The organism is Bosea sp. Tri-49, from assembly GCF_003952665.1.
Lineage (GTDB): Bacteria > Pseudomonadota > Alphaproteobacteria > Rhizobiales > Beijerinckiaceae > Allobosea.
In genome coordinates this window covers 1,745,984-1,761,038 of the sequence record NZ_CP017946.1, presented here as the reverse complement: position 1 = coordinate 1,761,038, position 15,055 = coordinate 1,745,984, and the positions used below count along the sequence as shown (strand labels likewise).

14 protein-coding genes are annotated in these 15,055 nt (G+C 65.7%); 3 read left to right on the top strand and 11 right to left on the bottom strand.

All coding sequences use genetic code 11. The annotated features are described in order from the left end of the window. The first annotated feature begins 62 nt into the window (after positions 1–62). The gene (locus BLM15_RS08680) at positions 63–539 is read left to right on the top strand and encodes an Lrp/AsnC family transcriptional regulator (protein ID WP_442859436.1); all 477 of its coding nucleotides are present in this window, start codon (positions 63–65) and stop codon (positions 537–539) included. A 145-nt stretch (positions 540–684) separates the two neighbouring features. Here BLM15_RS08680 and BLM15_RS08675 read toward each other — a convergent pair whose 3' ends face one another. The 5 genes from BLM15_RS08675 to BLM15_RS08655 all read right to left on the bottom strand — a co-directional run bounded on the left by BLM15_RS08675 (position 685) and on the right by BLM15_RS08655 (position 6,457). Beyond that, positions 685–1,578, bottom strand: coding sequence for a carbohydrate ABC transporter permease (locus tag BLM15_RS08675; protein WP_126112234.1), 894 nt, complete (start codon positions 1,576–1,578; stop codon positions 685–687). Next, positions 1,575–2,468, bottom strand: coding sequence for a carbohydrate ABC transporter permease (locus BLM15_RS08670; RefSeq protein WP_164547444.1), 894 nt, complete (start codon positions 2,466–2,468; stop codon positions 1,575–1,577). Before BLM15_RS08670 ends, BLM15_RS08675 begins: the two co-directional genes overlap by 4 nt. A 124-nt stretch (positions 2,469–2,592) precedes the next feature. After that, a complete protein-coding gene (locus BLM15_RS08665; protein ID WP_126112230.1) occupies positions 2,593–3,873 on the bottom strand; it encodes an ABC transporter substrate-binding protein in 1,281 nt (426 codons plus the stop codon). An 83-nt stretch (positions 3,874–3,956) separates the two neighbouring features. Further along, complete coding sequence (locus BLM15_RS08660) at positions 3,957–5,363, bottom strand: beta/alpha barrel domain-containing protein (protein WP_126112228.1); 1,407 nt, start codon at positions 5,361–5,363, stop codon at positions 3,957–3,959. 179 nt (positions 5,364–5,542) lie between these two features. Next, positions 5,543–6,457, bottom strand: a complete 915-nt coding sequence (locus tag BLM15_RS08655; protein WP_164547443.1) for a PfkB family carbohydrate kinase — start codon at positions 6,455–6,457, stop codon at positions 5,543–5,545. 286 nt (positions 6,458–6,743) lie between these two features. Here BLM15_RS08655 and BLM15_RS08650 point away from each other — a divergent pair, with 286 nt between their 5' ends. After that, positions 6,744–7,514, top strand: a complete 771-nt coding sequence (locus tag BLM15_RS08650; protein ID WP_126112224.1) for a DeoR/GlpR family DNA-binding transcription regulator — start codon at positions 6,744–6,746, stop codon at positions 7,512–7,514. Between the two features lie 140 nt (positions 7,515–7,654). Then, entirely contained in the window at positions 7,655–8,701 is a 1,047-nt protein-coding gene (locus BLM15_RS08645) for an aldo/keto reductase (protein WP_126112222.1), read from the top strand. A gap of 4 nt (positions 8,702–8,705) precedes the next feature. Here BLM15_RS08645 and BLM15_RS08640 read toward each other — a convergent pair whose 3' ends face one another. The 6 genes from BLM15_RS08640 to BLM15_RS08615 all read right to left on the bottom strand — a co-directional run bounded on the left by BLM15_RS08640 (position 8,706) and on the right by BLM15_RS08615 (position 15,018). Further along, entirely contained in the window at positions 8,706–9,197 is a 492-nt protein-coding gene (locus BLM15_RS08640; RefSeq protein ID WP_126112220.1) for a GAF domain-containing protein, read from the bottom strand. 374 nt (positions 9,198–9,571) lie between these two features. After that, on the bottom strand, positions 9,572–10,897 hold the full coding sequence (locus tag BLM15_RS08635) for an LLM class flavin-dependent oxidoreductase (RefSeq protein WP_126112218.1): 1,326 nt from the start codon (positions 10,895–10,897) through the stop codon (positions 9,572–9,574). A gap of 283 nt (positions 10,898–11,180) precedes the next feature. Further along, positions 11,181–12,176 (bottom strand): TRAP transporter substrate-binding protein, encoded by a 996-nt coding sequence (locus BLM15_RS08630; RefSeq protein ID WP_126112216.1) that lies wholly within the window; start codon positions 12,174–12,176, stop codon positions 11,181–11,183. 51 nt (positions 12,177–12,227) lie between these two features. Then, positions 12,228–13,472 carry a TRAP transporter large permease subunit gene (locus BLM15_RS08625; RefSeq protein ID WP_442859454.1) on the bottom strand — a complete coding sequence of 415 codons (1,245 nt, stop codon included), beginning with the start codon at positions 13,470–13,472 and terminating at the stop codon, positions 12,228–12,230. Between the two features lie 35 nt (positions 13,473–13,507). Further along, a complete protein-coding gene (locus BLM15_RS08620; RefSeq protein WP_126112212.1) occupies positions 13,508–14,053 on the bottom strand; it encodes a TRAP transporter small permease in 546 nt (181 codons plus the stop codon). After that, positions 14,053–15,018, bottom strand: a complete 966-nt coding sequence (locus BLM15_RS08615) for an amidohydrolase family protein (protein WP_126112210.1) — start codon at positions 15,016–15,018, stop codon at positions 14,053–14,055. Before BLM15_RS08615 ends, BLM15_RS08620 begins: the two co-directional genes overlap by 1 nt. Positions 15,019–15,055: the final 37 nt, after the last annotated feature.

The following is a 15,055-nucleotide window of genomic DNA, read 5'->3' as shown; positions in this document are numbered from 1 at the left end:
CATCGCGAAAAAGGCGCTGCAATCCCCTGCCAGCCTTGCAAGTTTGTTTCATGGAGCTGCGCTTGAGCGAACCGACCGCTGCCGCCCTCGACGCGTTCGACCGGGCGATCCTTGCCATCCTGCAGCAGGACAACACCACGCCGCAGCGGGTGATCGGCGAAAAGGTCAACCTGTCGGCCCCCGCCGTGCAGCGCCGCATCCGCCGGATGGAGAAGGACGGCGTCATCCGGGCCAATGTCGCGGTCGTCGAGCCGGCGGCGCTCGGCCACCCGATCACCATCTTCGTCGAGATCGAGCTGGTCAGCGAAACCGCGAAGGACATCGACGCCGCCAAGCGCGCCTTCCTCGCCGCGCCCGAGGTACAGCAGTGCTATTACGTTACCGGCGAGGTCGATTTCATGCTGGTGGTGCTGGTGCCGAGCATGGCGGCCTATGAGGCGCTGACCCGCCGGCTCTTCTTCGCCGACGCCAATATCCGCAAGTTCCGCACCTTCGTCGCGATGGATCGGGTCAAGGCGGGGCTCGGCGTGCCGGTCTGATTTGCCAATTCAGAGCCGCAACCTTCTCGTCATGGTCGGGCTTGTCCCGACCATCCACGTCCTTCTTCGGACAGTGTGGTGTTCAAGACGTGGATGCTCGCCACAAGGGCGAGCATGACGGGTTGGAATGGCTGGCGAGCTGCTTCTACGACGTCAGCGCGCCCGCCGTCATGCCCTGGACCATGAACTTCTGCAGGAAGATGAAGGCCATCACCAGAGGCAGGCTCGCCAGCACCGAGAAGGCCATCATGGTGTTCCAGTCGGTGACGAACTCGGCCATCAGGCTGTAGACCGCCATGGTCAGCACCCGGTTCTCCCAGGATTCGATCAGCACTACCGCGAACAGGAACTCGTTCCAGGCGAGCAGGAAGGTGTAGAGCCCGGCCCCGATGAAGGCGGGGTAGGACATCGGCACCAGCGTCCTGAAGATCGCGCCCAGCCGCGAGCAGCCATCGACCATCGCTGCCTCCTCGATGTCGCGGGGAATGTTGATGAAGTAGCTGCGCAGCATCAGGATGCAGAAGGGCAAGGTGAAGGTCAGGTAGACCACGATCAGCGAGGTCCGGGTATCGTAGAGCCCGAGCGTGATGAAGATCCGGAAATAGGGGATGCAGAGCAGCACCAGCGGGAACATCTGCGTGGTGATCAGGAACATCAGCACCGCCCGCTGACCGGCGAACTTGAAGCGCGCCAATGCATAGGCCGCCATCGCCCCGAGGATCAGCGAGAGCGCGGTCACCACCAGCGAGACCACCATCGTGTTGGCGAAGACGACGAGATAGCGCGGGCTCGCGAAGATCTTGCGATAGCCTTCCAGGGTGAACACCTGCGGCAGCCATTCCGGCGGCATCCGCATCACCTCGATATTCGGACGCACCGAGACAGTCAGCATCCAGGCGAGCGGAAAGAAGACGATCGCGATCGCGACCAGCAGCATGAGGTAGGCGGCAAGGTTGATCAAACGCTCGCGGCCGCGCGTGCCGATCCGGCCGAGATAGGGGCGTGGATGCGCTGCGGCGCTGGGCAGGGCGACAGTCATTGCTGATTGCTCATGGTTCGGCGGACATAGATGGCGCTCACGATGAAGAGCACGATGAACATGACCACGGCCTCGGCCGAGGCGTAGCCGAATTTCAGCTTCTGGAAGCCGTCGAAATAGATCGCCGTCGCCAAGACTTCCGAGCCATGCGCCGGCCCGCCGCCGGTCATCACATAGACCGGGTCGAAGGCACGGAAGGTCCAGATCGAGTCGAGCAGCACGATCGTGGTGATGACGCTGCGCAGCTGCGGCAGGGTGATGTGCCAGAACTGCCGGAACAGCGAGGCGCCGTCGATCTCGGCAGCCTCATAGAGTTGCTTCGGGATCGCCTGCAGGCCGGCGAGCAGCATCACCATGAAGAAGGGAAAGGCACGCCAGACGTTCATCGCCGTCACCGAGCCGAGCGCCGTCGAAGGATCGCCGAGCCAGGAGATGGTGAAGTTGGTGTCGATGATCCCGAGCGAGGCCAGCAGGCCGTTGAGCACGCCGAAAGGCTGCAGCATCAGCACCCAGATCATGCCGGCGACGGTCGGCGCCAGCAGCCAGGGCACGATCAGGAGGCCGCGCGCGACGGTGCGAAAGGCCGGGTCGAGATTCATGTTGAGCAAAAGCGCGAGGCCGAGCCCGATCGCCAGGTGCAGCAGGACACTGAAGAAGGTGAAGACGACGGTCTGCCAGAAGGCGCGCCAGAACAGCGGATCGTTGGCAAGCGCGATGTAGTTGCCGAAGCCGACCCAGACCTCGCGCTGGAGGTTGCTGTCGTGGAAGCTCAGGCGGACCACGTCGATCAGCGGATAGATCAGCAGCGCGACGAGGATCAGCAGTGACGGCCACAGGAAGGACGCGGCCAGCAGTTCCTCGCGGTATTTGCGTTTGAGCGTAAGCAGCATGTCTCGCCGATCGTTGCGAACCGGCCGCGCCGTCTTGCGGGTGGCCGGTCCTGCGCGAGGGGGAGGAGCCGGCCGGATCAAAATCCGGCCGGGAACGGTCATGTCAGGCGATCACGCCCGCCAGTCATTTCGCGGCGGCGAGGACCTTGTTCCATTCGGCCGCGGCGTCATCCAGCGCCTGCTTGGCGGTCTTCTTGCCTTGCACTGCGTTCTGGATCTCGGTGCTCATCACCTTGTTCATCTGCACGGCGTTGGGCATCGACAGGAATGGAGACTGCGCATTCGGCTGCGCCATCTGCGTCACGAAGGCCTGGAAGAGCTTGCGCTCCTTGAACCAGTCCTGGTTCGAGACGTCGATGCGCGCCGGGAAGCCGCCGGTGCCCTTCGCCCACATCTCGATGCCCTTCGGCCCCGAGAGCCAGCGCATGAAGGTCCAGGCAGCGTCCTTGTCCTGCGCCTGGCTGCTGATCGTGTTGAGCGAGCCGCGCACCATGGTGCCGGTGCTCTTGCCCTTCGGCAGCGGCGCGATGTCGTAGTTGAGGTTCGGGTTGAGCTGCTTCTGGATGGCGACGCCCCACGGCCCCTCGAACATCATCGCGACATTGCCCGTGGCGAAGTTGGCGCGCTTCTCCTTCTCGCCATTGCTCAGCACGCCCGGCACCGAGACTTTGTCCTTGTTCATCCGCTCGATGTACCACTCGATCGCGGCGACGCCCTCGGAGCTGTTGAACACGGCCTTGCTTGTCGCCGGGTCCATGATCGTCGCACCGCCCTGCAGCAGCAGCGGGTAGATGTCATAGGTCATGTTGGTCGGCGGCTCGGCCTGGAGCGTGCCGGTGACCGCGAACTGGCGCTTGTCGGGATTGGTCAGCTTGCGCGAATACTCGGCGAACTCGTCCCAGGTCTTGGGCGGGCCGGAGAGGCCGGCGGCCTTGAACAGGTCGGTGTTCCAGAACAGCGCCACCGCGCCGCTCTCGATCGGCAGGTAGTACTGCTTGCCCTTCCACTTCGCGTGGAAGGTCACCGGGATGTTCTCGAAGAACTCCTTCGGCTCCTTGGCGATACGGGTGTCGAGCGGCTCGATCATGCCGAGATCGGCGAACTCGGCCACCCAGTCGACCTGGACCAGCAGCACGTCCGGCAGCTTCTTGGCCTGGTGCAGCACGATGGCGCGGTCGTGGAAGCCGGTGAACGGCGAGTCGACCGGCGTCAGCTTGATGTCGGGATGGTCCTTCTCGAAGGCGGCCTTGAGCTCGCCCATGAACTTCTCGCCGACCTCGGTACCTTTCCACTGGCCCCAGCGAACTTCTTTCTGCTGGGCTAGTGCGAGCGTCGGCAGGCTGGTCATCGCGGCGAGCGTCATCGCGGCGAGTTTCAGCAAGGAAGACCTGCGATGCTGATCCATATGCGTTTCCTCCCGTTGGTTGTCCCTTTGGCAGTCTTCTTGGTCAGCGGCGCATCCGTCGTTGCGGGCGCCGGAACAGGTGTTTAGGCGGCGCGGGCTTTTCGCAGGGCCTCCGGCACCGGTGGTGCGACCTGGACCAGCGTGGTGTTCTCGTCGACCAGTCTGCTCGTCCCGCCGACATTCATCCAGGTGAACATGTTGCGGAACATCTCCTGCAGTGAGGCCATGATCGCGGTCTCTGCCTCCTTCGGCATCTCCCAGAATGGCTTCTTCATCACCTTCCAGGATTTTTTGCGGGTATTGTAGAAGAACTGCGCATCGGTCTCGCCCGCCCCCTTCTCGGAGAGGTGATTGGCGAAGGTGTACTCGCGGATCTGGTCCCTCAGTGCCTGCGGCAGGGCAGGGTGGTCGAAGATCAGGTTGTTGAATCCGAGCGCGAGATGGACCTCGACCGCTTCCGCCACCGGGAGCTTGGCGAGTTGCGTGCCGGGCAAGGTCGAGGCGCCGTGCTGGACCGCGCCCGCCATGTTGTAGTCCTTGCGGCAGATGGTCGAGATCGTCTTCAGGAGCTCGTAGTCGACATTGACCTGCGCGAGCGTGCCGTCCGGCAGCACCTTGCCGCCATGATAGGTGCCGGAGTTGATCGAGATCTTGCTGACGATCGGCAGCTTGGCGCTGCGCTTTCCCATCTCCGCCAGATAGACCTTCATGAAGGCGCGCAGCTCTTCCGGCGTGGTGTTCTCGTGGCCGACCTCGCCGATCTCGGCGCCGAGCGAGATCGAGATGCCCTTGGGCTCGATGCCGCGGACGAACTCGGTGAAATGCGCAGTGAGTTCGGCGTTGACGCGCTGCTGGTCCTCGACCGTCGCCAGCGACAGGTCGACCACCGTCGAGGCGTCGATGTCGATGCTGTACATGCCGGCCGCGACCTGCTCGCGCATGATGCCCTCGAGCTTGCGAACTTCCGCCTTCGGGTCGGCGAGATAGGCCTTGGCGTTGATCTGGTCGTGATCGGCCTGCAGGAAGACCGGGCCGACATGGCCTTCGCGCAGCGCCGCGGCGAGCACTGCTGCGGCGTATTCCAGCGGCGGCTGCTGGGCGTAGAGCGCTTCGCCCACCGCCTGCTCGAAGATGAACAGCTTGGAATCGAGCTCCTTGCCGGCGCGGAAGACCGAGCGGCAGGTGTGATAGCTCCAGCCGCGCAGGTTCATCGCCGGCACGGTCTTGCCCGACCATTTGCCGGCGGCGCAGGCGAGATAAAGCTCCTGGATCGAGGCCGGCACGATGCCGGCGGCATGGGCGGCCTCGCGGATCGCCCAGATCGCCACCGCGCGCGTCTCCGGCTCGGCCAGCGCCGCCGTTTCGGCCCATCGGTCGATCATCGCATCCGGCGGACGCTTGCTTTTGCTGAAGTCGGGCGAGGAGCCGGCGAGATCGACACCGATCGCCTTGAGGTCGTCGGTCAGCTCAGCGAGCGAGGCGCATGCCATGGGTCATACCTTCGAAAACGGCTTCGAAACGGAGAGCGCCGGGGCTTCCGGCGGGGCGGGCCGGGGCCCGTCGCGTCACGTTCGCAATCAATGCATGCTGTTTTCGTTATCGCAAGTCATATTATCGTTTTCGCGCATTGCAGCATAAATCATGTTGCAATGCGCAATCTAACGCAGGCTCAGTGCGGGTGTGTCTCGCCGTTCGCCAGCACGGCCTCGACGGCGGCGCGATCAGGCATGCCGTCCCAGCCATTGCCGCGCTCGGCCTTGAGCGCTGCAACCGCTGCGGCGAAGCGCGCGGCGTCGACAGGGCTCCGTCCCTCGCAGAGCCCGAGGGCATAGGCGCCATGGAAGACGTCGCCGCAGCCGGTGGTGTCCTTCGCCGCGACCTTGAAGGCGGGGACGCTGACGAGTTCGCCGGCGATCAGCCAGAGGCTGCCGGCCGTGCCGCGCGTCACGGCGAAGACCTTGTCGGAGCCGTTGGCGCAGCGCCGCAGCAGCTCTTCGGCTGGGCCGTCGCCAGCGAAATCGCGCAGGCCTTCGGCCGAGAACACAATATGGTCGGCCTTGGCGATCAATCGCCGATTATCCTCCGGCGTGCCGCCATCGACGTCGAGGACGCTCGGAATACCGGCGTCATGGGCGCGGTCGAGCACGACCGCCGCGGCGCCTGGCCAACGCGTATCGGCCAATACGGCGCCGGCTTCCGTTAGCCCACCTTGCGGCAGCACGCTCGCATCCTGCGACAGGCTACGTCGGTTCGAGACGATGCTGCGTTCGCCGCGCCGGTCGACCAGGACGATCGCCCTGAGCGTGCGTCCTTCGGGCAGGATGGCGACACCGTCGCAGTCGACACCGTGTCCGCGCAAGAGCCGCAACCCGGTCTCGCCGGCAGCATCGGCGCCGACGCGGCCCCAATAGGCCGCTCGGCCGCCGAGATGGCAGATCGCCACCGCAGCCGTCGCGGCAGGCCCGCCGAAGCGCTCGGCATAAGCAAGCACGCCGGTCTTGATGCCGGCCGAGGGCAGGGCCTCGACCTCGAAGACCTCGTCCTGGACGAGATTGCCGACACAGACGATCTGGCGGCCGCTCACAGCCCGCGCTCCATGCGCGGATGGGTGGGTTGGGGTAGGCGCGCATGGCGGGGCATCCGCCGACTCCCTGGCCGCATCGTGAGCATGTTTCGTCCCGCCGGATCTCGTTGTCGGTATCGCCGGCAGGATCCGGTTGCGCGGCGAAGCGGATGATGCCCGACGCTTTCACTTTCGCAACACCATTTTCGCAAACGCGCATTGCGCGTTAGGCACAAGTGATCGTAGAGACGGTTTCATCGATAGGTTGATACAACCCATCCGGGTTCGGCTCTGAGGCAGGCCTGCAATGGAACCGCTGAGCAAACGTCACGCCGACATCCTCGAAATCCTCGGCAAGCGCGGCTATGTCGCAATCGAGGAGATCGTCTCGGCCTTCAACGTCACGCCGCAGACCGTGCGACGTGATCTGCAGGACCTCGCCGACCGCGGCCTGCTGCGCCGCCATCATGGCGGCGCCAGCGCCAACCTCTCGACCGTAAATACCGATTACGGCTTGCGGGTTGTCGAAACGGCCGCCGAGAAAGCCGCGATGGCACAGGCCGCTGCCGAACTCGTCACGCCGGGGACGTCGCTGTTCATCACGCCTGGAACGACCATGGACGCGCTCGCCAAGGCGATCGCCGAGCGTCGCCCGCGCGGCCTGCGTGTCGTCACCAACAGCACGGCGGCAGCGGCGATCCTCGACAAGTGCCCGGAGATCTCGATCCTGATCACCGGCGGCTATTGGCTCGGACCGAACCGGGCCTGCGGCGGCATGCACGCCGCCGCCTTCATCGAGAACTATCGCTGCGACCTGCACATGACCAGCATCGGCGGCATCGACACGGCGGGGAACCTGCTCGAATACCGCGACGACGAGGCCGTGGTCGGGCGCACCATGCTGCGCAATGCGCGGCGGTCGGTGCTCCTCGCAGACCATACCAAATTCAGCCGCGCAGCCATGTCGCGCCTGGCGCATCTCAGCGAGATCTCGACCCTGGTAACGGACAGGCAGCCGCCTTCCGCCACCGCGCAGATGATCCGTGACGCCCGCTGCGAACTGATTGTAGCCGGCTGATCACGCAACGGTGAGTGCAGCCGCGTTGCGCGCGGCCGGGGTGGGCTCCTATCCTATGTGCAGGCCGCCCCGCGCCATACGGGCGTTTCCCGCCGCGGCCTCGTCAGTCGAAAAAATCCAATCGTCGAAAGAGACACGTCATGCGCTATCAAACGCTTGGCCAGACCGGCCTGCTCGTCTCCGAATTGTGCCTGGGCACCATGACCTTCGGGGGCGGTGATACCGGAATCTGGGGCAATATCGGCCGGCTAGAGCAGCAGGAGTCCGATGTGCTGGTGAAGACCGCGCTCGATGCCGGCATCAACTTCATCGACACCGCCAATGTCTACGCCGAGGGCAATTCCGAGCAGATCACCGGCCAGGCCCTGCGCAATCTCGGCATCGCCCGCGACGAGGTCGTGATCGCCACCAAGGTCTACGGCCGGATGGGGCAGGGGCCGAACGGCTCGGGCGCCAGCCGCTATCACATCCTCGAACAGGCCAAGGCCAGCCTGAAGCGGCTCCAGCTCGACCATATCGACCTCTACCAGATCCATGCCTTCGACAGCGTCACGCCGATGGAGGAGACGCTCGATGCGCTCGATGCGCTCGTCCGGCAGGGGCTGGTCCGCTATGTCGGCGTCTCGAACTGGGCGGCCTGGCAGGTCGCCAAGGCCCTTGGCATCTCAGAACGCCGGCATCTCGCCCGCATCGCTTCGCTGCAGGCCTATTATACCATCGCCGGCCGCGACCTCGAACGCGAGATCGCGCCGATGCTGCTCTCCGAGAAGGTCGGGCTGATGGTCTGGAGTCCGCTCGCCGGCGGCCTGCTTTCCGGCAAATACGACCGCCGCAACGAGCAGGGCGGCGAGGGCCGGCGCGCCAGTTTCGACTTCCCGCCGGTCGATCGCGAGCGTGGCTATGACGTCATCGACGCGATGCGTCTGATCGCGCAGGCGCACAAGGCGTCCGTTGCGCAGGTGGCACTCGCCTGGCTGCTGCACCAGCCTGCAGTGACCAGCGTGATCGTCGGTGCCAAGCGGATCGAGCAACTGAACGAGAACATCGCCGCCAGCGAGATCACGTTCACTGCCGATGAATTGGCAGCGCTCAATGCGGTCAGCGCCCTACCGAAGGAGTATCCGGGCTGGATGCTGGAGCGCCAGGGCGCCAACCGCAGCAAGCCCGATCCGCGCCGGGTCGGCTGAGCCTTCAGAAGCGGTCGCTGGCTTCGAGATAGAGGCTGGCGATCGCTTCGATGCCGGCCTGGTCATCGGCGTCGAAACGGCCGGGCTCCGGGCTGTCGAGGTCGATCACGCCAATGACCTCGCCGTCACGGATCAGCGGCACGACCAGCTCCGAGCGCGAGGCGGCGTCGCAGGCGATATGGCCGGGGAAGGCGTGCACGTCCTCGACCAGCACGGATTCGCGCCTTGCGACCGCGGTGCCGCAGACGCCGCGCCCGATCGGGATGCGCACGCAGGCCGGCTTGCCCTGGAACGGGCCGAGCACCAGTTCGCCGCCGCGCATCAGGTAGAAGCCGGCCCAGTTCAGAGCCGGCATCGCGTCGTAGAGCAAGGCGGAGAGGTTGGCGGCATTGGCGATCGCGTCGCGCTCGCCATGCAGCAGGCCTTCGAGCTGCTGCACGAGCTCCCGGTAGAAGCCCGGCTTGTCGCTGGCCGAGATCGTCGCCGCCTGGAACATTGTCGCCTCCATAAGTCGAGGCTGGATATGCGCCGCCTGAGTGGATTTTGCGAGGGTTATGGCCGGTCGGAGGGCGGGGGGCAGCTGCGCGTCCAGAGCAGGAAGGCGGAGAGCCGCCGCAGCTGCCTTGTGGCGAAATAGAGCACGTAGACCATCATGCGTCTCCAGACTGGGAGCCCACGACAGTCTCGTGGCGCTTTTAGCTTTGGTGACGCGGTGCAAGCTGCTCCGGCAAATCCCGCGACCGGCCCGCATCGCTGCGGTTCGATCTTCAAATCATTCGCAATCACCGCTTCCGGGTCAATGAAACGGCTGTTCAAAGATTTGATGACAATTGGCGAAATCGTCCCCGGCGGCGGCTCACCGGGGAAGGTTCAGGCGAAATGCCGGTTGGCCGGCCGCGGCAGGCCGAGATGGTCGCGCAGCGTCGGTCCCTGATACTCCCGGCGGAACAGGCCGCGGCGCTGCAGTTCCGGCACGACCTTGTCGACGAAGTCGTCGAGCCCTTCCGGCAGATAGGGGAACATCACGTTGAAACCGTCACTGCCGCGCTCGGTCAGCCATTGCTCCATCTCGTCGGCGATCGTCTTCGGCGTGCCGACGAAGGCGAGCCCGCCATAGCCGCCGAGCCGTTGCGCGAGCTGGCGGACGGTCAGGTTCTCGCGGCGGGCGAGCGCGATCGTGCGCTCGCGCCCGCTCTTGCTGTGGTTGGTCTCGGGGATCTCCGGCAGAGGGCCATCCGGGTCGAAGCCGGTGGCGTCATGGCCGAGCGCGATCGAGAGCGAGGCGATGGCGCTGTCGTAATGGACGAAGGAATCGAGCAGAGCCCGCTTCTTGCGGGCTTCCTCGACGCTGTCGCCGACGACGGTCAGCACGCCGGGCAGGATCTTGAGATGGTCGGGGTTCCGGCCGATTGCCTCCATGCGCCCCTTCACATCGGCGTAGAAGGCCTGGCCGGCCGCGAGCGTGCCATGGGCCGCGAACACGACCTCCGCCGTCTCGGCCGCGAGTTGGCGGCCGGGCTCCGAGGCGCCGGCCTGGACGATCACCGGCCAGCCTTGCGGCGGTCTTGCGATGTTGAGCGGGCCCCGCACCGAGAGATGTTCGCCCTTGTGATCGAGCCGCCGCATTTTATCCGGGTCGAAATAAATGCCGCTGTCGCGCTCGCGGATGAAGGCGTCGTCGGCGAATGAATCCCACAGGCCGGTGACGACATCGTAGAACTCGCGCGCCCGGTCATAGCGTTCGCCGTGGTCGACCTCGGCATCGAGGCCGAAGTTCAGCGCGGCGTCCGGATTCGATGTGGTGACGATGTTCCAGCCGGCGCGGCCGCCGCTGATATGGTCGAGCGAGGCGAAGCGCCGGGCGATGTGATAGGGCGCGTCGAAGGTGGTGGACGCGGTTGCAACGAGGCCGATGCGCTCGGTCGCGCCGGCGAGGGCCGAGAGCAGGGTGAAGGGCTCGAACGAGGTCACCGTGTGGCTGCGCTTCAGCGCCTCGACCGGCATGTTCAGCACGGCGAGATGGTCGGCCATGAAGAAGGCGTCGAACTTGCCGGCCTCCAGCTTCTGCGCGAAGCGCTTCAGGTGGCCAAAGTTGAAATTGGCATCCGGATAGGCGCCAGGATAGCGCCAGGCGCCGGTATGAATGCTGACGGGGCGCATGAAGGCCCCGAGGTGAAGCTGGCGGGTCGTCGGCATGGTAGGCCCTCGGAAGGACATGGCTCAGGAGCGCTGAGCTATGTCTTGCCGGTGCTGTCCGCCATGACGGCGCGCAAAAAGCCAGAACCATCTATCGGCCGGCCTGGCTCAGGAATGCCCGGTTCGCCCGATCGAGATTGGGAGAAATTTCATCTCCGAAGGCGAGCCTCCCCGTCATTGTCGGGCTCGTCCCGACCATCCACGTCTTCCTTCCTGCCGCGTGGTGTTCCAGACGTGGACGCTCGCCACAAGGGCGAGCATGACGGTGTTAGCGTCCGTAATGTCAGACCGCGGCCTTCTTGATCGCGTCCAACACCTCGCTGCCGTACTTGCCGACGAACTCCTTCTCGACCTCGGCGGTGACGACCTTGGCGAAGGACTCGCGATCGGGCGTCTCCACCGCCTGCATGCCGGCCTTCTTCAGCTCGGCGAGGCTCGAGCCTTCGGTATCCTCGTTCATCTGGCGCTGGATGCCGGCGATCTCCACAGCAATGGTGGGCAGCATCTGCTGGATGTCGGCCGGCATCGCGTCGAACTTGGTCTTGTTCATCACCAGCGGACCGGTGGTGAAGGCGTGGCGCGTCAGCGAAAGATGCTTCTGCACCTCGTTGAACTTGGCGTTGAGGATCAGCGTCACCGGGTTCTCCTGGCCGTCGACCGTGCCGGTTTCCAGCGCGGTGAAGAGCTCGGTGAAGGCCATCGGAGTCGGAATCGCGCCGAGCAGCTGGAACGCCTTGATATGGGCAGGGTTCGGCGTCGTGCGGATCTTCAGCCCCTTGAGGTCGGCGGCGGTCGCGACCGGGCGGCGGTTGTTGGTCAGGTTGCGCCAGCCGATCTCCCAGGTGGCGAGCGCCTTCAGGTTCGAGCCTTCGAGCTCCTTGCGCAGGCCGTCGCCGATCGGGCCGTCCATCACGGCGGCGGCGTGCTTGCGACTCTGGATCAGGAAGGGCAGGTCGAGCACGTTGAGCTTGGGCGCGAGCCCCGTGAAGAACGGGTTGCCGGTCAGGCAGATGTCGAGCGAGCCGCCGCGCACCGCGCTGATCGTCTGCGCGTCCGAGCCGAGCGCACCATTGGCGAAGACCTGGACCTCATAGCGGCCCTGGCTTTTGGCCTTGACCTGCTCGGCGAAGAGCAGCGCCGCCTTGTGCCAGCTATCGGCCTCCGGATGGGGATGGGCGAAGCGCAGCTTTACCGCCTGTGCCAGCGCCGGGCGGCCGATGGCGAAGAGGGCGATGCCGGCGCCGGCGCCGGTGAGGGCAGTCCTGCGGGTGATGGTCATGGTGGCGTCCTCCGGTCCTTGTTGTTGGTTGGGCAGGCAGAGCAGGGCGCGTCAGCGCCCGTAGAACCAGCGCGCCGGCACGGTGACGATCTCCGGCACGAGGATCAGCAGCAGAAGCACAGCGACCTGTGCCAGCAGGAAGGGCATGACGCCACGGACGACCTTGTCCATCGGGATGCGGCCGACGGCGCAGACGACGTTCAGGACGACGCCGACCGGTGGGGTCAGCAGCCCGATGGCGTTGTTGATGATGAACATCACCCCGAAATAGACCGGATCGATGCCCGCCTGCTTGACGATCGGCATCAGCACCGGCGTCAGGATCAGCACGGTCGGGATGAAGTCGAGCGCCGTGCCGACGACGATGACCAGGAACATCATCGCGAGCATCAGCAGCATCTTCGATTCGATCAGCGGGCCGAGCAGGCTCGCGACCTGGCTCGGGATGTCGGCGATGGTGATCAGCCAAGCCGAAACCATCGCCGCCGCGACCAGGAACATCACCGCGGCCGAGGTCTTGAGTGCGCTGAGCATGGCCGGGCGCAGATGCTCGAATTTCAGCTCGCGATAGACAAAGCCACCGACGAAGCCGGCATAGACCGCGGCGACGACCGCAGCTTCCGTCGGCGTAAAGGCGCCACCCTTCATGCCGCCGATGATCAGGAAGGGCAGGCCGAGTGCCCAGAGCCCGTCGAGTGCGGATCGCCCGACCTCGCGCACGCTGGCGCGCTGAGGGCGCGCCGCCGGCTCGTCGCGCGCGACGATGTACCAGGTGATCACCAGCGCCAGCCCCATCAGCAGGCCCGGCACGATTCCGGCAAGGAAGAGGCGGGTGATCGAGACGCCTGCAGCGACGCCGAAGACGACGAAGCCGATCGAGGGCGGGATCACCGGCGCGATGATGCCGCCGGCCGAGATCAGCCCGGCGGCGCGCGGCAAGTTGTAGCCGGCCTGCTTCATCATCGGCAGCAGGATCGCGGCGAGCGCGGCGGTATCCGCGACAGCCGAGCCTGAAATGCTCGCCATCACCAGCGCCGCCAGCACCGCGACGTAGCCCAGCCCGCCGCGGACGTGTCCGACCATCGTCACTGCGAGCGCGATGATCCGGCGCGACAAGCCGCCGGCATTCATAAGCTCACCCGCCAGCATGAAGAACGGCACGGCCATCAGCGGAAAGGAATCGGCGCCACCGATCAGGTTCTGCGCCAAGATCTGCGAGTCGAAGGTGCCGAGCTGCAGCATCAGCGCGACGCCGCAGACGAGCAGCGCCATCGCGATCGGCATGCCGAGCGCCATCGCGCCGATGAGCGACCCCAGGAAGATGAAGACGGTCACGAGCGCTTCTCCGCCGCCTGCTGGTTCTCGAAGGCGGTGAGCTCTTCCGATTCCGCCCCGACGACGAGCTCGTCATCGGGCATGCGGCCGGTCAGCAGCCGCCCCAGTGCAATCAGGTTGAGCGCGCCGATGCCGAGACCTCCGACGAGGCCGGCGAGATAGGTCACCGCGACGGGTACGCCGGTGACCGGCTGGTGGTTCTCGATATTGATCGAAGCCTGCTGCCAGCAGCCCACCACCAGCATTCCCATGCAGAGCAGCGACAGCGCCTCGACCGCGAGCCGGCACCACCAGCGGCCATTGCGGCCGAGCATGGTGACGACAGTGGTCATGCCGAGATGCTGGCCGTCCTTCGCCACCAGGAAGGCGCCGCCGAAGGTCAGCCAGACGAAGATCAGCCGCGACAGCTCTTCGGAGGAGATGATGCCGGAGCTGAAGGCGTAGCGCAGCACGACATTGCCGAAGACCATGGCGATCATCACGACGAAGCCGGCGATCAGCACATCCTCGGTCAGGCGCAGGAGCAAAGCGCGTAACTTCATCAGGCGGCTCCGTCGGCGGCGAGCCTGTACCAGCGCGCGGCGTTGTCATGGAACAAAGCGAGGCGCTCGGTGGCCGGCCGCTCGCGGACCGCGGCCTTGAACACGTCGAAGATCGTGCCGAACGAGGCGCAGAGGCTGTCGACCGGGAAATTGCTGGCGAAGGCGCAGCGCTCGACGCCGAAGGTTTCGATCACGCCCGCGATCACCGGCGCCTGCAATGCCAGTGTCCACGCTTGTCCGGGCACGCCGATGCCGGAGATCTTGGCGACGACGTTCGGCTCGCGCGCCAGCCGGTCCAGAGCCGCGCGCCAGGCAGCGAGCCCCTCGGCGCTGCGGTCAGCCGGCAGGCCGGCATGGTTCAGGATGATGGTCGTCGCCGGGAAATCGCGGGCAAGCTCGGCGGCTTCGCCCAGATGCCACCAAGGCGTCTGCAGATCGAAACTGAGCCCGGCCCCGACCAGCTGCGCATAGCCGTCGCGCCACTTTCGATCGCGCATCGAGCCCGCAGCGGCGAAATCCGGTTGGTGATCCTCGCGGGCAACGGCCTTGGGCTTGTGGCGGACGCTGCGCACCAGACGCAGGTCGCGATAGGCGGCGACGACCTCGCCGACATCCTCGCGGTCGAGCCAGATCTGGCCAATCGCGGCGCTGGGCAGGCCGTGCTCGCGGGCCACTTCGCTGGCCCAGCGCATTTCGCCGATCGGATCGCGCGGATCCCATTCGCCTTCCATCAGCACGCTGCCGACGACGAGATGTCTGTCGATCGCGCGGCGATAATCGGCCGGCATGAAGTCGCGCTTGATCGCGCTGTAGTCGCCATAGCGGAAGGCGACCGGGTGGTCGCTCAGCCAGGGGTGATAATTGCGCGCGAGGTCGAAGAAATGGTGATGGGCGTCGACGATCGGCAGCTCGTCATCGGCGCCTGAGGCGAGGAAGCGGGCGCGCTGGTCGGGGCTCGCCGGCATGGCTCAGCTCCGCCGCTGCGGAAGGCAGGGGTGCTCC